This window comes from Microvirga roseola, from assembly GCF_020866965.1.
Classification (GTDB): domain Bacteria; phylum Pseudomonadota; class Alphaproteobacteria; order Rhizobiales; family Beijerinckiaceae; genus Microvirga; species Microvirga roseola.
Map to the genome: position 1 here is coordinate 1 of NZ_JAJATX010000007.1, position 17,570 is coordinate 17,570.

The 17,570-nt window shown below is 65.5% G+C and carries 13 protein-coding genes and 2 pseudogenes; 7 read left to right on the forward strand and 8 right to left on the reverse strand.

What is annotated here, in order from left to right; all coding sequences use genetic code 11:
- Window positions 1-655 precede the first annotated feature (655 nt).
- Window positions 656-1,453 carry a class I SAM-dependent methyltransferase gene (locus LG661_RS06495; RefSeq protein WP_407666667.1) on the reverse strand — a complete coding sequence of 266 codons (798 nt, stop codon included), beginning with the start codon at window positions 1,451-1,453 and terminating at the stop codon, window positions 656-658.
- Between the two features lie 187 nt (window positions 1,454-1,640).
- On the opposite strand from LG661_RS06495, the gene LG661_RS06500 reads away from it, so the two are divergent.
- From LG661_RS06500 to rnd, 7 genes and pseudogenes are all read left to right on the forward strand, one after another.
- The gene (locus tag LG661_RS06500; RefSeq protein ID WP_230531067.1) at window positions 1,641-2,777 is read left to right on the forward strand and encodes an ABC transporter substrate-binding protein; all 1,137 of its coding nucleotides are present in this window, start codon (window positions 1,641-1,643) and stop codon (window positions 2,775-2,777) included.
- Between the two features lie 4 nt (window positions 2,778-2,781).
- Window positions 2,782-3,846, forward strand: coding sequence for a FecCD family ABC transporter permease (locus LG661_RS06505; protein WP_230531068.1), 1,065 nt, complete (start codon window positions 2,782-2,784; stop codon window positions 3,844-3,846).
- Window positions 3,840-4,610 carry an ABC transporter ATP-binding protein gene (locus LG661_RS06510; protein ID WP_230531069.1) on the forward strand — a complete coding sequence of 257 codons (771 nt, stop codon included), beginning with the start codon at window positions 3,840-3,842 and terminating at the stop codon, window positions 4,608-4,610. The genes LG661_RS06505 and LG661_RS06510 overlap by 7 nt, the downstream gene beginning before the upstream one ends.
- 90 nt (window positions 4,611-4,700) lie before the next feature.
- Window positions 4,701-5,072: a hypothetical protein gene (locus tag LG661_RS06515; RefSeq protein ID WP_230531070.1), complete on the forward strand. Its 372-nt coding sequence runs from the start codon at window positions 4,701-4,703 to the stop codon at window positions 5,070-5,072.
- 98 nt (window positions 5,073-5,170) lie between these two features.
- Window positions 5,171-6,340, forward strand: coding sequence for an HlyD family efflux transporter periplasmic adaptor subunit (locus LG661_RS06520; protein ID WP_230531071.1), 1,170 nt, complete (start codon window positions 5,171-5,173; stop codon window positions 6,338-6,340).
- Window positions 6,341-6,361: 21 nt separating this feature from the next.
- Window positions 6,362-8,485, forward strand: a pseudogene (locus LG661_RS25345) (cysteine peptidase family C39 domain-containing protein); the annotation flags it as partial.
- 335 nt (window positions 8,486-8,820) lie between these two features.
- Window positions 8,821-9,981: a ribonuclease D gene (rnd, locus tag LG661_RS06535; RefSeq protein ID WP_230531074.1), complete on the forward strand. Its 1,161-nt coding sequence runs from the start codon at window positions 8,821-8,823 to the stop codon at window positions 9,979-9,981.
- 108 nt (window positions 9,982-10,089) lie between these two features.
- Here rnd and LG661_RS06540 read toward each other — a convergent pair whose 3' ends face one another.
- The 7 genes and pseudogenes from LG661_RS06540 to LG661_RS06570 form a co-directional block, all read right to left on the reverse strand.
- Window positions 10,090-10,584, reverse strand: a complete 495-nt coding sequence (locus tag LG661_RS06540) for a M10 family metallopeptidase C-terminal domain-containing protein (RefSeq protein WP_230531075.1) — start codon at window positions 10,582-10,584, stop codon at window positions 10,090-10,092.
- Window positions 10,544-11,608 carry a calcium-binding protein gene (locus LG661_RS06545; protein WP_230531076.1) on the reverse strand — a complete coding sequence of 355 codons (1,065 nt, stop codon included), beginning with the start codon at window positions 11,606-11,608 and terminating at the stop codon, window positions 10,544-10,546. The genes LG661_RS06540 and LG661_RS06545 overlap by 41 nt, the downstream gene beginning before the upstream one ends.
- A gap of 329 nt (window positions 11,609-11,937) precedes the next feature.
- Window positions 11,938-12,504 (reverse strand): hypothetical protein, encoded by a 567-nt coding sequence (locus LG661_RS06550; protein ID WP_230531077.1) that lies wholly within the window; start codon window positions 12,502-12,504, stop codon window positions 11,938-11,940.
- Window positions 12,504-12,928, reverse strand: a pseudogene (locus LG661_RS06555) (DUF305 domain-containing protein). The gene LG661_RS06550 and the pseudogene LG661_RS06555 overlap by 1 nt, the downstream one beginning before the upstream one ends.
- Window positions 12,901-13,620, reverse strand: coding sequence for a c-type cytochrome (locus tag LG661_RS06560; protein ID WP_230531078.1), 720 nt, complete (start codon window positions 13,618-13,620; stop codon window positions 12,901-12,903). Before LG661_RS06560 ends, LG661_RS06555 begins: the two are co-directional and overlap by 28 nt.
- Window positions 13,621-13,757: 137 nt before the next feature.
- The gene (gene ppx / locus LG661_RS06565) at window positions 13,758-15,284 is read right to left on the reverse strand and encodes an exopolyphosphatase (protein WP_230531079.1); all 1,527 of its coding nucleotides are present in this window, start codon (window positions 15,282-15,284) and stop codon (window positions 13,758-13,760) included.
- A 1-nt stretch (window position 15,285) separates the two neighbouring features.
- Window positions 15,286-17,553 (reverse strand): RNA degradosome polyphosphate kinase, encoded by a 2,268-nt coding sequence (locus tag LG661_RS06570; RefSeq protein WP_407666668.1) that lies wholly within the window; start codon window positions 17,551-17,553, stop codon window positions 15,286-15,288.
- Between the last annotated feature and the right edge of the window lie 17 nt (window positions 17,554-17,570).

The following is a 17,570-nucleotide window of genomic DNA, read 5'->3' on the forward strand; positions in this document are numbered from 1 at the left end:
ATATAGCTCAGCTTAGGACAGCAATCAAGAACAAAAGCAGAACATTCTTGCCTGCCCCGTCTCCATCCTCATCCTGGGAGTTCGGCTCCTATGGCGCGACAGCCCTCCTCCCCCAAAGGCCCGGGCCTGCCCGGGACCTGCTTGCTCTTGCGCAAGTCGGGAACACCCGACTTGCGGTGGGGAGGAGTGGGAGGTGGGGGAGTGAGCGATAGCCTATGAGGGTCAGGCGCCGGCCCCCCCACCCCCACCCTTGATCCCTCTCCACAAGGGGGAGGGAGAAGACGTGTGCGCCTCAGAATGAACCATCAAAGTCCGCCCTGCCCCACCTCATCCTGAGGAGCCGCGAAAGCGGCGTCTCGAAGGAGGCTCCAGTGCGCGCTGGAGACGCCCTCGTCCTTCGAGACGCTTCGCTCCTCAGGATGAGGGCTAGGGGGGTCAGAGAGGACTGCGGGGAACAAAACAAGCCCGGATGTGGTGGGTGTCATTCCCGGCCGGAGATGGCGCAGCCATCGCAGGGGAAGGGACTCCATAGCGCCGCGCCTGTGCGTGGATCCCCTTCCCGGCTGCTTCGCCGCCGCCGGGGATGACACGTGCATTCCCCTCCCCCTTGGGGAGGGGCCGGGGGTGCCAGTGCCTCACCTAGGCTACGGCCCCCTCACCTCTTCACGGCGGCGATGGCGTAGCGGTGCTGGATGGCCCGCTCGAGGCCTTTGAGCAGGGGCATGTGCCTGGCCTGCTCGCGGTGGATCCGCTTGAGATCGCGGTCCACAGCAATTTCGGAGAAGCCGGCCTCGCGGAGCAGCTTCTTGAGCTCGGCCGCCTGCGCTCCCTTCGAGAAATAGACCTGCCGGAGGATCCGTTCGTGGGTCTCGCGCATGGCGTCCGGCATGTGCGGAGCCGATGCGCCATTGCCGGAGAAGCGCTGGAGGACGCGGATCATGCGCTTGATGAACGTGTCCGAGACGAAGTCGCCGTCAACGATGAGGACCTTGCCGCCCGGCTTCAGGAGGGAATGCCACTCCCGGAACGCCGCCGGAGGATCGACCAGCGTCCAGACCAGGTGGCGCGTGACGATCACGTCGTAGCTCTCCGGGGTCTCGAGGGTGCGCTCCGCATCGCCCATGACGAAGCGAATGTCGGCTCCGCGGGTTTCGGCCTTGGCGCGGGCCCGCGACAGCATCGCCTCCGACCAGTCGAGCCCGGTCACCTGGAAGCCGAGCCCGTGGAGCAGGTGCGAGATCACCCCCGTCCCGCTCGCAAGGTCCAGCGCCCGGCGGCCCTCGCCGGGACCGAGATGGCGCAGGAATAGCTCGCGCCAGGCCTCTCGCTCTGCCTCCGAGAAGATTTCGTGCCCGACCTGTTCATCGAAGGTCGCCGCACGGGCCGACCAATAATCGCGGATTTCATCACGAAGAGAATAGTTCGATGTCGTCAAAGGGAGCCCCTCATCCATCAGGCGCCGCGTGCACTACCGTTCGAACAAAGAATAGTCAAACTATATTCATTCTAAACTACGGAATATAAATGTTCTAAACAACGCCTGTTCTGGCGCTCATTGAAGTATTTCTAAAAGATAATTCTTGATGTACTTCAAACGCCATCATAGGAGGAGCCACTTCCCTCACGACATGAGGCACATCATGCAACTTCCAAAACTCGCCCTCTGCGCGGCCCTGGCGCTCGTCGCCCTTCTGCCCGTTCCCTCCAAGGCGGCCGACACGATCAAGGTCACCGATGTCACCGGCCGCCAGGTCGAGGTGAAAGCCTCGGTCAACAAAGTGATCCTGGGCGAAGGACGGCAGATCTATTTCGTCGCCGCCCTCGACAGTGAGGATCCGTTCAAGCGCGTCGTCGGCTGGCGCGACGATTTCGAGAAGGCCGATCTCGACGGCTACAGGGATTACCTTGCCAAGTACCCGCATATCGCCAAGCTGCCGAAGTTCGGCGGATCGAAGGAAGGCACCTTCGACATCGAGCAGGCCGTCGCGCTCGCTCCCGACGTCATGATCATGAACGTCGAGTCAAAGACGGCGACCGACGATTCGAAGCTGATCGAGAAGCTCGCCAAGGTCGGCATCCCGGTGGTCTTCGTGGACTTCCGCGACAAGCCCTTCGAGAACACCGAGCCGAGCATGCGCCTGATCGGCAAGCTCTTCGGCAAAGAAGCCAAGGCCGAGGAGTTCATCGCCTTCCGCAAGGAGCAGATCGCGCGCGTCACCGAGCGCCTCGCCAAGGCGAACCCCGCCAAGCCCGTGGTGATGATGGAGCGCGCCGCGGGCTACAGCGACGATTGCTGCATGTCCTTCGGCAACGAGAATTTCGGCAAGATGGTCGAGATCGCGGGCGGCACCAACATGGCCTCCAAGATCATTCCCGGCACCTTCGGCGTCGTGAACCCGGAGCAGATCATCGCCTCGAACCCGGACCATGTCATCGCCACGGGCTCGAACTGGGAACTCTACGTGCCCGGCGGCAAGTGGGTCGGCGTGGGCTCGGGCGCCGACAAGGCCGTCGCCCGCAAGAAGCTCGCGGACCTGATGACTCGTCCCGCCTATACCGGCGTGAAGGCGGTGCAGGACAAGCAGGTCCACGCCATCTGGCACCAGTTCTACAACAGCCCCTACCAGTTCGTGGCCGTCCAGCAGATCGCCAAGTGGCTGCATCCGGAGCTGTTCAAGGACCTCGATCCGGACCAGACCATGCGCACCCTCTACGAGCGCTTCCTGCCGGTGGCCTACAAGCCGGGCTACTGGGTGTCCCTGTCGGACAAGGAATAACCCCTTGGCCCATTCGGCATCCATTGCAGCAAGACCGGGGCGCGGTGCCTACCGCGCCCTCGTCCAGCGCAAGAAGCTCGTGCTTCTTGCGCTGTCCGCCGTCCTGATCCTCTCCGTCATTGCAGACCTGGCCCTGGGGCCGGCCCGCTACAGCATGCGCGAGGTCGTGCTCGCGCTCGCAGGATCGCCTGAAATATCCCACCAGGTCTCCGTCGTGATCTGGGACATCCGGATGCCGGTCGCCCTCATGGCGGTGGTCGTGGGCGCGGCGCTCTCGGCGGCGGGCGCGCAGATGCAGACCATCCTCAACAATCCGCTCGCCAGCCCGTTCACGCTCGGCATCTCGGCGGCTGCGAGCTTCGGCGCGTCCATCGCCCTGGTCTTCGGGGTCGGCCTCCTTCCCTTCGCCATCGAATACGTGGTGTCGATCAACGCCCTGCTCATGGCGATGGGGGCTGCCCTGTTCATCCACCTGATGAGCCAGAGGCGCGGCGTGACGGTCGAGACCATCGTGCTTCTTGGCATCACCCTCGTCTTCACCTTCAATGCCCTGCTCGCCCTCGTGCAGTTCCTCGCCTCCGAGCAGGCGCTGGCGGCCGTCGTGTTCTGGACCATGGGCAGCCTCACCCGCGCGACCTGGCCGAAGCTTGCGATCACGACCCTTGTGGTTGTCGTCGCCCTCCCGCTCTTCTTCCGCCGCGCCTGGGGCCTGACAGCGCTTCGCCTGGGCGAGGACAAGGCGGCGAGCTTCGGGGTGAATGTCCGCTGGCTTCGCCTAGAGACGATGCTGATCGTCAGCGTGCTCGCGGCCGTGCCCGTCGCCTTCGTGGGCACCATCGGCTTCGTCGGGCTCGTCGGCCCGCACATCGCCCGCATGATGATCGGCGAGGACCAGCGCTTCTTCCTGCCGGCCTCCGCCTTGTCCGGAGCCGCGATGCTGTCGCTGACCTCGGTGATCAGCAAGTCCCTCATTCCGGGCAGCATCATCCCCATCGGCATCATCACCGCGCTCGTCGGCGTGCCGTTCCTGTTCAGCCTGATCATGACCAACCGGAGACGGGCATGGTAGCCACATTGCAGCTCAACGACGTGGGCGTCCGCTACGGGAAACTGGATGTCCTCTCGGGGATCACCACCCCCGTGCTGAAGGGCGGCGAGGTGACGGCGGTGATCGGCCCGAACGCCGCCGGCAAGTCGAGCCTGTTCCGCCGCATCGCGGGGCTGCTCGGCGGACCGGGAGACATTGCGGTCGGCGGCCTCTCGGGCGGGTTTTCGTCCGGCATCTGCTACATGCCCCAGGACACCTCCGTGAACACGGTCCTGACAGTCTACGAGTCCGTTCTGCTGGCGCGCAAGCAGGGCGCGGACCTCCGGGTCGGCGACGAGGACCTCGAAGCCGTGGACGCGATTCTGGCCTCGCTCAACATCGAGCGCATCGCCTTCAAGAGCCTGTGCGAGCTCAGCGGCGGACAGCGGCAGCTGGTGTCGCTCGCCCAGACCCTGGTGCGGGAGCCGGAGATCCTGCTCTTGGACGAGCCGACGAGCGCCCTCGACCTCCACCGGCAGGTCGAGGTCTTGGCTCTCATCAGGAGCCTGTCGCAGCAGCGGCAGATCTGCGTGGTGTTGGCGATCCATGACCTCAACCAGGTCCTGCGGGTGGCGGATCGGGTCATGGTGATCGATGCGGGAACGATGGTGAAATGCGGTCCCGCCGAGGCCGTGATCACGCCGGATCTCCTGCGAAATGTCTACAGGGTCGACGGCCGGATCGAGCGATGCTCCCGCCTCTGCGCACAGGTCATCATCGACGGCCCGGTCGAACCCCACGACTAGGGTCGGAAACAGGCCACGACCCTTGAAATTCAAGGGTTTTCAGCACTCAAAGGCCTTGCAGAACAAAGCAGGAATCCCCATATCCTGCCTATGGTCACCACCTTTGCGACATCCCTGCTGAAGCCCGCCCGGAACGCGCCCGTCGAGGAGCGGATCGAGGGCAATTGGCGCGTCTATCCCCTGGAGGGCGCGCTGGAGCTCGACTATGTGGACCAGGCCGGAAACCAGAGCCGGCGCTGGGTGATCGCGCGCGAGCTGAAGGTCGGCCCCGGCAAGATGCTGCTCGGCGGCATCGACATCCTGTCCGACGACGGCTATCGCGGCTTCCGGGTCGACCGGATCCAGCGCCTGGAGGATGCGGAGACCGGTCTCGCGGTCGAGCACAACATCCTGGACTGGCTGATGAAGCGGGCCGAGCGGCAGACTCGCGACCGGCGCAGATACGCCCGCCAGATGGCCTGATCCTGAGCCGCGGTTTTCTCTGACGCAGCCCCGAAGCCTTTTCGAACAACCACCTTTCTGCGACATAGTATCACATCATGTTGCGTTGAGGGGTTCGGGTGTCGCGTCAGTCCTTGTTCCGGCCGCAGGCCGTCGCGGCGGCGACGGGTGAGCACTCGGCCGTATCGCTGCCGGTCGCGCCGCTCTTGTGGCTGCTGCTCGGCGGCTTTCTCGTCGCCTGCGCCCTGATCGTCGTCCTCTTTCTCGGCACCGCCGAATATGCCCGCAAGGAAACCGCGAAAGGCGAGCGGATCGCGGCGGGTGCGCCGCCCTTCACGATCGGCTCGCAGCAGGGGCTAGAGGCCGGCGGCACCCTGGACGGGGCGGTTCTCGCCTCCCTCGAAACCCAGGTTCAGGTACTCAAGGATCAGATCGCCGCCGATCCGGCCCGCACGGAGAACGAGATCCGCCGCCTCGATGCGACGATCGCCGCAGCAACCGCCGAGCGGGATGCGCTTTCCGCTCAGCGCAGCCTGATGGCTGAGCGCATCCGCATGACGGAGGAGCGGCGGGACACCGTCGCCGCCCTCGCCCGGCAGGGCCACACCACCCGCGCCGCCCTGCAGGAGCAGGACGAGGCGCTGCTCTCCCGGAAGCAGTCCCTCGCCGAGATCGACAGGGCGCTGGCGGCAGCCGAAAAGGAACTGGGTCAGACGAAGCTCCAGCGCGAGCAACTGCCCGTGCAGCAGGCCGAGCGCCTGTCGCAGCTGCGGCTCAACCTCGCCGACCGGGAGCGCCAGCGGGCGGAGGTGCTGTCGCAGCGGGGCGCAGGTCATCGCCGCCCCATCGCAGGCCGCATCACGGCGCTGCAGGCCGCCCCCGGCCAGATCGTCGATGCGAACCGTCCCCTCCTCACCATCCTGCCGGAGGATGCGGGGCTTCTTGCGGAGCTCTTCGTGCCGAGCCGGGCCATCGGCTTCGTTGAGCCGGGCCAGCGGGTGCGGCTGATGGTGGACGCCTTCCCCTATCAGCGCTTCGGCACGCAGCACGGCACGGTCGAAACGGTCTCGCAGGCGGTGCTCTCGCCCGACGAGGTCATCGGCAAGGTCTCGCTCAGCGAACCCGCCTACCGGGTCACCGTGCGCCTCGACCGGCAGGACGTGGACGCCTTCGGGCGTCGGGTCGCCCTCCAGCCGGACATGACCCTCAAGGCCGATATCGTGCTGGAGGACCGCTCCCTGCTGGCTTGGCTGTTCGAGCCCCTCATCAGCGTCAGGGGACGGATGTGAAGCTCTCCGCCTCCCTCGATTATTTCGGCGCTCCGCGCCTGCCCGCCATCATCCAGTCCGAGGCGGCGGAATGCGGGCTGGCCTGCCTCGCCATGGTCGCGACCTATCACGGGCGCGAGGTGGACCTCGCCGCCCTGCGGCGCCTGTTCTCGATCTCGCTAAAGGGCGTCACGCTCAAGGACGTGCTCGTCATGGGCCAGCGCCTCGGCATGACCGGGCGCGGCCTGAGGCTGGAGCCGGAACAGCTCAAGGCCATCAAGCTCCCCTGCATCCTGCACTGGGACATGAACCATTTCGTGGTGCTCAAAGAGGTCGGCGCCCGGAAGGTGACGATCCACGATCCTGCGCTGGGCATCCGCACCCTCTCCCTCGACGAGGTGGGGCATCACTTCACCGGCATCGCGCTCGAGCTGACCCCGACCGAAGGTTTCGAGCGCAAGAAGGAGCGCTCCCGTTTGAGCCTTACCGCCCTCTGGGGGCGGATGCGGGGCGTGAGGCGCGCGCTCGCCCAGGCGCTGGCGCTCTCGGCCGTGCTGCAGCTCGTCGTGCTCGCCGCCCCCTTCTACATGCAGCTTGCCGTAGACGAGGCGGTGATGAAGGGCGACCAGGGGCTGCTCGCGGCGCTTGCCCTCGGCTTCGGCCTTCTCATGCTCATCCATATCGGTGCGGATTGGCTGCGCTCTCATGTGCTGCTGTTCCTGGGCGGCGCGCTCAATTTCCAGATGGGGGCGAACCTCTTCCACCATCTCGTGCGCCTTCCCTTGAGCTGGTTCGAGAAGCGGCACATCGGCGATCTCGTCTCGCGCTTCCGCTCGGCCGAGCCGATCCAGAACCTGATTTCCGAGGGGCTCGTGGCGGCTTTGGTCGACGGGGTCATGGCGACGCTCACCCTCGTCATGATCCTGATCTACAGCCCGAGCCTGTCGGGCATCGTCTTTGCGGCGCTCGCGCTCTATGCGCTTCGCGCTCTACCGGGCGCTGCGCCAGCGGCAGGAGGAGATGGTCGAGGCGGCCGCCAAGGAGCAGACCACCTTCATCGAGACCGCCCGCGCCATCCAGAGCATCAAGATCTTCGGGCGCGAGCCGGACCGGGAAGCCGTGTGGCAGAACCGCTATGCAGAATCCATCAGCCGCGGCATCCGGCAGGGCCGCTTCACCATCGGCTTCAAGACGGCCAACGACCTGATCTACGGCATCGAGAACGTGCTCGTGGTCTGGCTCGGCGCCAAGGCCATCATGGCGAACGACATGACCATCGGCATGCTCTACGCCTTCATGGCCTACAAGGAGCAGTTCCTCTCCAAGGCCACGAACCTGATCGAGACCGGCATCCAGTACCGGATGCTCGACCTCCATCTCGACCGCCTCTCCGACATCGCGCTTGCCGAGCGCGAGCAGGACCGGCAAGGCGACAGCCTCGTGGCGCGGCCCGTCCAGGGCTCCGTGGAGCTGAAAGGCGTGAGCTTCCGCTACGCCGACACCGAGCCGGAGGTTCTCACCGGCGTGGGCCTGAAGGTCGAGGCGGGCGAGTTCGTCGCCATCACCAGTCCCTCGGGCGGGGGCAAGACGACCCTGCTCAAGGTCATGCTGGGCCTGTTCCGGCCGCTGGAGGGAACGGTGCTCGTGGACGGCACGCCCCTCGACCATCTCGGTCGCCAGGCCTTCCGTTCGCAGGTCGGCGTGGTGATGCAGGACGACCAGCTGCTCTCAGGGTCCATCGCCGAGAACATCTGCTTCTTCGAGATGCGCATCGATCTCGACTGGATGCGCGCCTGCGCCGGCATCGCCGGGATCGACGACGAGATCATGGCCATGCCCATGAACTACAACACGCTCATCGGCGACATGGGCACGACGCTGTCCGGCGGGCAGCGCCAGCGGGTGCTGCTGGCCCGCGCCCTCTACCGCAGGCCCCGCATCCTCTTCATGGACGAGGGCACCTCGAACCTCGATCTCGACAAGGAGCGGGAGGTGAACCGGGCGCTGGCGGAGCTGAAGATCACACGGATCGTCATCGCCCACCGCCCGGAGACGATCCGCGCGGCGGACCGGATCGTGGTCCTGCGCGACGGCCGCGTCTCCCCGCCCCTGGATGCCGACGCCCTCGCCTTCGCGGAAGCGGCCCGGCAGGGATTGGGGCGCGCCTGAAAGCGACAGGGGCGCAACCTGCGATAGGCTACGCCCCTGCCGTAATCCGAACGAGCTCGGATCAGTAGAGAATGACCCGACGGCCACCGCCGACCTCAGCGAGTTCCTTCTCGCTCAGCTCGACGGGCGTCTCGTCCTTCATCACTTCGGTCATGATGACCTCCTCACCCTGTGGGTGCAGTGGTTATTCCCTGGCCGACGGTCTGAGTTACAACATAACAATATCCGGCTACGAGGAGTCAATTCCTCTTATTTTACCTTACCTTAGAGCAATTGGCGGGAAGCCTTCACTCGGACTCGCAGGCTGTTTCCGGATCGGCTATGAACGAGCCATGGACCTGATCACCTCCACCGACGCGCTTTCCGCCGCCTGCAGCCGCCTCGCAGCCCATCCGTTCGTCACGGTCGATACGGAGTTCCTGCGCGAGACCACCTATTATCCGAAGCTCTGCCTGATCCAGATGGCGGGGCCGGAGCCCGCGGACGCCTACCTCATCGATCCCCTCGCCGAGGGCATGAGCCTCGAGCCCTTCATGGCGCTGATGGCGGACCCGAACGTGGTGAAGGTCTTCCACTCCGCCCGCCAGGACCTGGAGATCATCTGGAACTTAGGGGGCATCGTGCCCACCCCCCTCTTCGACACGCAGGTCGCCGCCATGGTCTGCGGCTACGGCGATTCCGTCTCCTACGAGCAGCTCGTCAACGACCTTGCCAAGGCGAAGGTCGACAAGTCCTCCCGCTTCACCGACTGGTCGCGCCGCCCCCTCACCGACGCCCAGCTCACCTACGCCCTGTCGGACGTCACCCACCTGGTGCAGGTCTACGAGGCGCTGATGGCGCAGCTGGAGGAGAACGGCCGCCTGTCGTGGCTGGCCGAGGAGATGGCGATCCTCTCCGCGCCCGAGACCTATCAGGCCGATCCGACGAATGCCTGGAAGCGGCTCGCCGGACGCCTGCGCAAGGCCCGCGAGGTTGCGGTTCTCATGGAGGTCGCAGCCTGGCGCGAGCGCGAGGCGCAGAACCGGGACGTGCCCCGCGGGCGCATCCTCAAGGACGACGCGGTCATCGACCTCGCCATTTCGGCTCCGCGCAGCATCGAGGCGCTGGGCCGCCTGCGCTCGATCCCCAACGGCTTCGAGCGCTCCCGCACGGGAGCCGACATCCTGGAGGCGGTGGAGCGCGGCCTCGCCCGCGATCCGGCGACCGTTCCCATGCCCGAGCGCAACCGCGGCCACGGCAATACCGGCTCGACGGTCGATCTCCTGAAGGTCCTCCTCAAGGCGGTGGCCGAGAAGGAGGGCGTCGCACCGAAGATCATCGCCACGGTCGAGGAGCTGGAAGCCATCGCGGAGAGCGACGCCGCCGACGTCCCCTCCATGCATGGCTGGCGGCGGGAGATCTTCGGAGAGAAGGCTCTGGCGCTCAAGAACGGAACGCTCGGCCTAGTGCTCGAGCGCGGACGGGTGAAGTTGCGGGCGGTTTCAGCGGCCTGACATCGGCAAAAGCCGATGCCCTTGCCGATGCGAGCGTTCGAGAACGTAATCCTCAATTGTGCAAAGACCCCGCGGCGTCCCGCGGGGTCTTTGTTGTAGCGTCCGGGATCAGATGAACAGCAGGTCGCTGTACTTCAGCGTGGTCTTGTTGCTGAACTTGGCGATCTCGGTCATGCCGGCAGAGCCGGACCCGTCCTTGTCGTAGTAGAGGATGCCTGTCTTCTTATTGTACACGAGGAAGTCATCCTTATCCTTGGCCTTGTCCCCGACCTTGAAGAAGGACTTGCTGAGCTTGGCCGGCTTCTTCTCGGTGCCCTTCTTGATCTTCGCGTAGAGGGACTTGCTGGACTTGAACAGGGAGTTCTCGAGCCACAGGTCGTCATGGGCGCTCTTGAAGTCCTTGATCGTGTCCATGCTCGACTTGCTGAACTTGGAATCGAACACGAACTTGTCCTTGCCGGATCCGCCGATCACCAGGTCCTTGCCGCCCTTGCCGTAGAGCTTGTCGTTTCCGCTGCCGCCGTTGAGGGTGTTCTTCCCGCCGGTGCCCAGCAGGATGTTGTCACGCGCATTGCCGATGAGGGATGCGGCGCTCCCGGTCACGTAGACGAAATCGATGCCGGAATCGGCGCTCAGGGCGAAGCTGGAGCTCGCATAGACGACATCGTAGCCGCTGCTGTCGACGATCCTGTCGCCGGCATTGTCGACATGATAGACGTCGTTTCCACCGCCGCCCTGCATGAAATTGGCGCCGCCCTTGCCGGTTGCTTCCCTCGTTGCCGACGAGCACCCGCGTGTACTCGTTGCCGGTCAGGTTGATCGGAGCGGTGCCGGCGGCAGCCTGCAGGACTTCGACCGCAGCGACGCCTACCGAATAGCTCACGCTCGCAATCACCGTATCCGTTCCGGCAGCATAGGAATTCTCGCGGATGTAGTCCGCGGCGTTGTCGACATAGATGAGGTCGCTGCCTTCGCCGCCCTGGAACTCATCGGCGCCGACGCCGCCGTCCATCGTATCGTCGCCAGCGCCCCCGATGATCAGATCCTTGCCGTTGCCGCCGAAGATGAAGTTGGCACCGGCACTTCCAGTCAAACTATCGTCATAACCGGAGCCGATCACGTTCTCGAAATTGGTCCAGGTGTCGCTCCGGGAATCGTTGTCGCCGCCGCCGCCAGCGGCAAGGCTCACGGTGACGCGGCTGTTCGACAATTCATAGGACACGGTGTCGATGCCGTCGCCGGTATTCTTGGATGCGTCCTTCAGGTTGATCACAATGCCCGTCGTGGCGTCCGCGTACGAGGCATGGTCCCTGTAGGTGCTGCCTGTCCCACCATCCAGGATGTCCGCGCCCTCGCCGCCGATCAGCGTGTCGTCGCCATTGTCGCCGCCGACGAGAGAGTCCTTGCCGGCCCCACCATCGAGGACATCCCGATCTGTGCCGCCCGAGAGCGTGTCGTCGCCGTCATAGCCATTGATCGTGTCATTTCCAGTTTGCCCATCAATGGTATCCGGATCGGCCGTCCCGTTGATCAGGTCGGGATCTATCGTCGCTGGGGGCGATGCGGCGAGAGCGCCTGCTGCCATCGGGTCGGACAGCTCATCGGAGCTCGCAGTAGCGGGTGTCATGGTGATCCTCATTTGTCATAAAATAACAGTTACTGTTTGCATTCTTGAAAATGCAGATCGGCCTTAATGCACACGGGATTTGTCCGCACAAGTAGTCGGAATCCGCCTCAAACATCATTTCCCGGACGTCAAAACTGTAAGCTTAGCTTTTTCAGAGGCTTATTTTTCGCGACGAATTTGACCTGCCGCGCGCCATGTGCGCCTACACACCCAACGGCACTATAACTTTGTTTCCAAATACCTCGACTTTTATTCCTCTAGGGAATCATCGGCCATCTCAACGACGACGCAGCGCCGGTCCCGAGGCCGAATCTATTCGCGGGAGGAGGTCATCCGGGGCGCGGCGAAGCAGTTGAGGTAGCCGCGATAGCCGGCTCGGAAATCCGGCTGATCTCGAAGACCATGTCCGCACGCTGGCTCTGCGCGCCGTCGCGCTCTTGCGCCTCCTCGCCTTCGACAGGCGCGACCGCCACACGGACGGGGTCGGCGAGGAGGAGAAAGCGGGCTGGCGGCGCGCCGCCGCCCGCCAGCGCCAGCTCCGACGCGAGCGCAACGAGAGACCCGTTCAGCTTGACGACGCCGCCGGTCGCCGTCCCGTCCGGCTGCATCCCGACAGCCAGGACCGGCCGGCCCGCCCTCGTATAGTGGAAATCGCAGCGAGGCCCCGCCCCGACGACCTTCTGGATCTCCGCATCGACCATCGGCGCGGGATCGAGGGTTGGGATGTGGGCGCCGGACAGAACTTCGGATGCCGGCAGGACCCTGGCGACGCCGTGCACCTGCGGAGGATTGACGATGTCGTCCGGCGCTTCGCTTTCGCCGCACGCCGCCAGGGCTCCGAGCGCAAGAGCGAGGGGCAGCGGCCTCCATCCGTGTCGTGACAGGAATGCCCTCATCAGGCCCGCGCCTCCAGATCGGCGGCGAGATACTTCATTTCCGCGATCTTGCGCTCCTGCGCCTCGATGATCTCGTCCGCGAGCTTGCGAACGCGGGGATCGGAGATCTGCGCCCGCTCGCTCGTCATGATCGCGATCGAGTGATGCGGGATCATCGCTTTCATGTATTCGACATCGTCCACCGTGGCCTGGCTGCGCACGAGCCAGAGGGACAGGGCGAAGACGGCGATGGAGCCTCCGAAGATCGCGAGGTTGAACGCCATCTTCTTGTACATGTCGATCTGGTCGAGCCCATGACGAGCGCCATCCAGGCGCGGGTCTCGCTCCAGAACACGTGCTCGGCGGCATAGGTGTTCAGATACATCAGACCGTACATCACGACCGTGGAAGTCGCGATCATCGCGGCGAAGCGCCAGTAGGACATGCCCATGAGATGCCTGCTCCGAAATCAGTGTGGATGCTCGCCATGCGAACCGGCATCTGCGGGCGCCGGACTTTGCATCCCGCCGCCATGAGCCCCGGTGGTCTGCGGTTCGCCGCCATGGTGCCCCCACCGCCATGCCCTCCGGCGCTGCCGAGAGCCGCATAGCGCTCGGGCGCCATGGCGGGCAGTTGCTTCACGAAGGCCACGATGTTCCAGATGGCCTGATCGTCGTGGCTCGGTCCGAAGGCCGGCATGCCGGACATCTTTACCCCGTGCCTCACGATCCAGAACACCTCCTCGGGCTCCCAGCGGGCCGCGGCCTCGCTCAGATGCGGCGGTCTCGGCCGCGTGCCGCTCGCCCACTCGGCCCGCTCGACGCCGGGACCCGCATGGCAGTGCTGGCACATGGCCTTGTAAGGCCCCGCTCCGGCTGCGACCATGGCGGGGGTGAACTCCGCCGGCGCGGCGATGTCGTCGGCGCGGCTCTCGACGGAGTTGTGGAAGGTCGTGTCGAACGCCCAGCGCGTGAAGGACGCATGCTCCTCCGTCGCGGCGACGTTGTAGGCGCCCGAGTAGACGACGACGAGGCCGATGATCCCGGCGATCGCCAGGACACTCAGGGCCCCCGTCCCGATGCCGAGTCCCGTGAGCTTCCTGCCGCGGCCCTTTTCCCTATTCCTGTCGTCAGCCATGCCCTGTCGCACCCTGTCCACGTGGTGTTTACGGTATGGTTGAAATCAGTCACGGGACGTTGTTCCACGATGAGGGGAAAACCCCTACACCGGCTGTTCCGGCACTCTGGGAAGGATGCGGATGAGGTCGGCTCCGACTACCCCACGATCTCGATGACCGGCTCCATGGTGAGGAGCTTGGCGATGCCCTTCATGCGGCCGGTGAGGCGCTCGTTGGCCAGGGGCTCGAGGCGCGCCGGAAGCTGCAGGATCACGTGGCCGTCCCGCGCCCTCAATGGGGCCTGGGGCAGGATGCCGTCCATGGCGACCGAGACCGGGTACGCGACGCGCATCATGGCGGCGAGCAGGCGCGCCCGCTCCATGAGCCGGGGCCCGGCCAGGGACTTGATGCGGGAACTCACCTTGTCCGGCGAGAGGCCCTCGTGGCGGAAGAAGATCGAGAGCGCGAGATAGGCGCGGCCGGGATGATCGAGGCCTGCGAAGGCTCCATAGGCGATGAGATTCAGGCTCTGCTCGCCCCGGTAATCGGGATGGGCGCGCCAGCCGATATCGGCCAGCAGGCAGCCCGCATGGCGCAGGCGGCGCTCCGTCTCCGTTTCCGGCAGGCCGAGGCTCTGCACGAAGGCGTCCGTCCATTCCCGCAATTCCTCGCCGTGGCGGGGCGAGCGGGAGCGCAGGAGGTTGAAGTCGCTCGCCGCCGACAGAAGCGGATCGAGCGCCCGGGTCTGCGGATCGAGCCGGTCGAACAGAAGCCCCTCGCGCACGCCATAGGCGGAGATCGCGATCTCCTTCGGCTGGCCGAGCCGGATGATCTCCTCCAGCAGCACCGCGCCGTAGCACAGAAGCGGGCGGCGGGCCTCGGAGACGCTCTCGATGTCCTTGAGGGTCTTGGTGTCGACCTCCTCGACGAGCCGGAGAAAGTCGAGCCCATCCTGCGGGTTCAGAGTGTAGCTATGCATCACGTGGAGCGGATAATCCCACGTCGCCTGATGCAGGCGGGCCAGCGCGCGCCAGGTGCCGCCGACCGCATAGAACGTGCGCCCGTGAAGGCTCTCGAGGTATTCCGGCGCCTTTTCGAGCGCGGCGCGCACGATCTTCTGCGCCTTCTTCGGGGAGCCGCCGCTGAGATCCTGCAGGGCAAGCCCGCCGAGGCGCAGGGTGACTCCCTCCCCCACCCGCGAGCCCTTCACGTCCACGAGTTCGAGGCTGCCGCCTCCCATGTCGCCGACAATGCCGTCGGGATTGTGGAACCCCGCCACGACGCCGAGCGCCGAGAAGCGTGCCTCCTCGGCTCCCGAGAGGAGATTGATGGGGCGGCCGCAGGCCTCGGCGGCCGCCTGCAGGAAATCGGGGCCGTTGGAGGCATCCCGCGCAGCCGCAGTGGCGAGCACGAAGACCTGGGAGACGTGCATCGTCTCGCACAGGACCTTGAACCGGGCGAGCGCCCGCAGGGCCCGGTCGACAGCGTCGTCGTCGAGGCGGCCGGTGGTCGCCACGTGACGGCCCAGGCCGCAGAGGACCTTCTCGTTGTAGATGGGGGTGACCGCCCGGGCGAGACCCTCATAGGCGACGAGGCGGACCGAGTTCGAGCCGATGTCGATGATGGCGACCGGTTGGCCGATCTTCAGGCGCCCCTGGGCCTCGCGACGCTCCACGATCTGCATGTCATCCCTGTCCGCGCTTCGCGAGCGCCTTTGGGCTGGAGGTCTTGAGGGACTTGCCACGGCCCGACAAGCTCGGATTGGTCATGAAATACTTGTGCGCGTTGAACGGCTCCTCGCCCTTCGGAGTGATCCGTCGGCTGGTTCCGTCCGGCAGGACGGTCCAGCTCTGCTCGTTGTCGAGGAGATTCGCCAGCATGATCTGGTCCAGAACCTGCTGATGGACGGTCGGGTTGAGGATCGGCAGCAGCGCCTCCACGCGGCGGTCCAGGTTGCGCGACATGAGGTCGGCCGAGGCGATGTAGACATGCGCCTTCGGGCTCGGCAGTCCCTGGCCGTTGCCGAAGGCATAGATGCGCGTGTGCTCCAGGAAGCGCCCGACGATGGACTTGACCCGGATGTTCTCGGACAGCCCCTTGATGCCGGGCCTGAGGCCGCAGATGCCGCGCACGATCAGGTCGATCTGCACCCCCGCCGCCGAGGCGTCGTAGAGCGCGTCGATGATGCCGCCATCCACCAGCGAATTGCACTTGCCCCAGATCGCCGCCGGCCGCCCCGCCTTGGCATGGGCGATCTCCTCCCCGATGTGCTGGAGAAGGCGCTGTCTCAGGGTCAGCGGCGAAACCGCCATGCGCTCGAGCTCCGCCGGCTCCGCATAGCCCGTCACGTAGTTGAAGATGCGCGACACGTCCCGCCCGATCACCGGATCGGCGGTGAAATAGGACAGGTCCGTATAGATGCGCGCGGTGATCGGGTGGTAGTTGCCCGTTCCCACATGGCAGTAGGTGATCAGCTGATTGCCCTCGCGCCGGACCACCATGGAAAGCTTGGCGTGGGTCTTGAGCTCGATGAAGCCGAACACCACCTGCGCGCCCGCGCGCTCCAGATCCCGCGCCCAGCGGATGTTGGCTTCCTCGTCGAAGCGGGCCTTCAGCTCCACGAGAGCCGTGACGGACTTGCCCGCCTCCGCGGCCTCCGCCAGCGCCGCGACGATGGGCGACTCGGAGGAGGTGCGGTAGAGGGTCTGCTTGATCGCCACCACGTTCGGATCCCGCGCCGCCTGGCGCAGGAACTGCACCACCGCGTCGAAGGACTCGTAGGGATGGTGGACGATGATGTCCTTCTGACGGATCGCGGCGAAGCAATCGCCGCTATGCTCGCGGATGCGCTCGGGAAAGCGCGGGTTGTAGGGCTTGAACTTGAGGTCCGGGCGTTCGAGCGCGACGAGCTGCGACAGGTCCCGCAGGCCCATCATGCCCTCGACGACGAAGACCTCGTCGGCGGCGACCTCCATCTCCTCGGCCACGAAGAGGCGAAGATCCTCGGGCATGGCGGCCTCGACCTCCAGGCGGATCACGATGCCCCGGCGGCGCTGCTTGAGAGCCGTCTCGAACAGGCGCACCAGATCCTCGGCCTCCTCCTCCACCTCGATGTCGCTGTCGCGGATCACCCGGAAAGCGCCCTGCCCCTCCACGGCGTAGCCGGGGAAGAGACGGTTCGTGTAGAGCACGATCATCTGCTCCAGAGCGATGAAGCGGCTCGCGCCCGTCTCGGCGAAGTCCGGCAGGCGGATGAAGCGCTCGCCCCTGGACGGCAGGCGGATCAGGGCGTTCAGCACCTTGCCGTCGCTCTGGCGCACCAGCTTGAGGGCAATCGACGAGCCCAGGTTGGGAATGAACGGGAAGGGATGCGCCGGATCGATGGCGAGCGGCGTGAGCACGGGGAAGATGTGGTTGAGGAAGTAGTCCTCGAGCCAGGAGGCCTCCGCCTTCGTCAGGCCCGCCCCATCGACGAGAACGATGCCCTCCTCGAGCAGCGCATCGCGCAATTCGCGCCAGCGCCTCTGCTGGTCGGTGGCGAGGTGCGAGACCTCGACGGCGATCTTGCTGAGTTGCTCCTGGGGGGTGAGCCCGTCCTGCGAGGTGGTCGCCACGCCCGAGCGCACCTGGCCGCGAAGCCCCGCGACGCGGACCATGAAGAACTCGTCAAGATTGTCGGCGGAGATCGACAGGAAGCGCAGCTGCTCCAGGAGCGGATGGTTCCGGTTCGAGGCCTCTTCGAAGACCCGCCGGTTGAACTGGAGCCAGGACAATTCGCGATTGATGTAGCGCTGCGGGAACTGACGCAGCACGGCCCCGTCGAACTCCACCTCCGGCGGCGCCTTCGGCAGGGGCGCCTCGCTGACCGTCTCGACTTCCTTCAACGCCATGGTGCTGAGCACTTCGGCCTCCGCCATCTTCTTACGGGAGGTCCGTTTTGCTTTGGACTTCATGACAGTTTCACGACGGT

What these genes read in the sequence shown, in the direction of transcription:
- LG661_RS06495 (WP_407666667.1), bottom strand. Translation starts at nt 1,453, where the DNA reads ATGGATGAGGGGCTCCCTTTGACGACATCGAACTATTCTCTTCGTGAT.
- LG661_RS06500 (WP_230531067.1), top strand. Translation starts at nt 1,641, where the DNA reads ATGCAACTTCCAAAACTCGCCCTCTGCGCGGCCCTGGCGCTCGTCGCC.
- LG661_RS06510 (WP_230531069.1), top strand. Translation starts at nt 3,840, where the DNA reads ATGGTAGCCACATTGCAGCTCAACGACGTGGGCGTCCGCTACGGGAAA.
- LG661_RS06515 (WP_230531070.1), top strand. Translation starts at nt 4,701, where the DNA reads ATGGTCACCACCTTTGCGACATCCCTGCTGAAGCCCGCCCGGAACGCG.
- rnd (WP_230531074.1), top strand. Translation starts at nt 8,821, where the DNA reads ATGGACCTGATCACCTCCACCGACGCGCTTTCCGCCGCCTGCAGCCGC.
- LG661_RS06545 (WP_230531076.1), bottom strand. Translation starts at nt 11,608, where the DNA reads ATGACACCCGCTACTGCGAGCTCCGATGAGCTGTCCGACCCGATGGCA.
- LG661_RS06550 (WP_230531077.1), bottom strand. Translation starts at nt 12,504, where the DNA reads ATGAGGGCATTCCTGTCACGACACGGATGGAGGCCGCTGCCCCTCGCT.
- LG661_RS06560 (WP_230531078.1), bottom strand. Translation starts at nt 13,620, where the DNA reads ATGGCTGACGACAGGAATAGGGAAAAGGGCCGCGGCAGGAAGCTCACG.
- ppx (WP_230531079.1), bottom strand. Translation starts at nt 15,284, where the DNA reads ATGCAGATCGTGGAGCGTCGCGAGGCCCAGGGGCGCCTGAAGATCGGC.
- LG661_RS06570 (WP_407666668.1), bottom strand. Translation starts at nt 17,553, where the DNA reads ATGAAGTCCAAAGCAAAACGGACCTCCCGTAAGAAGATGGCGGAGGCC.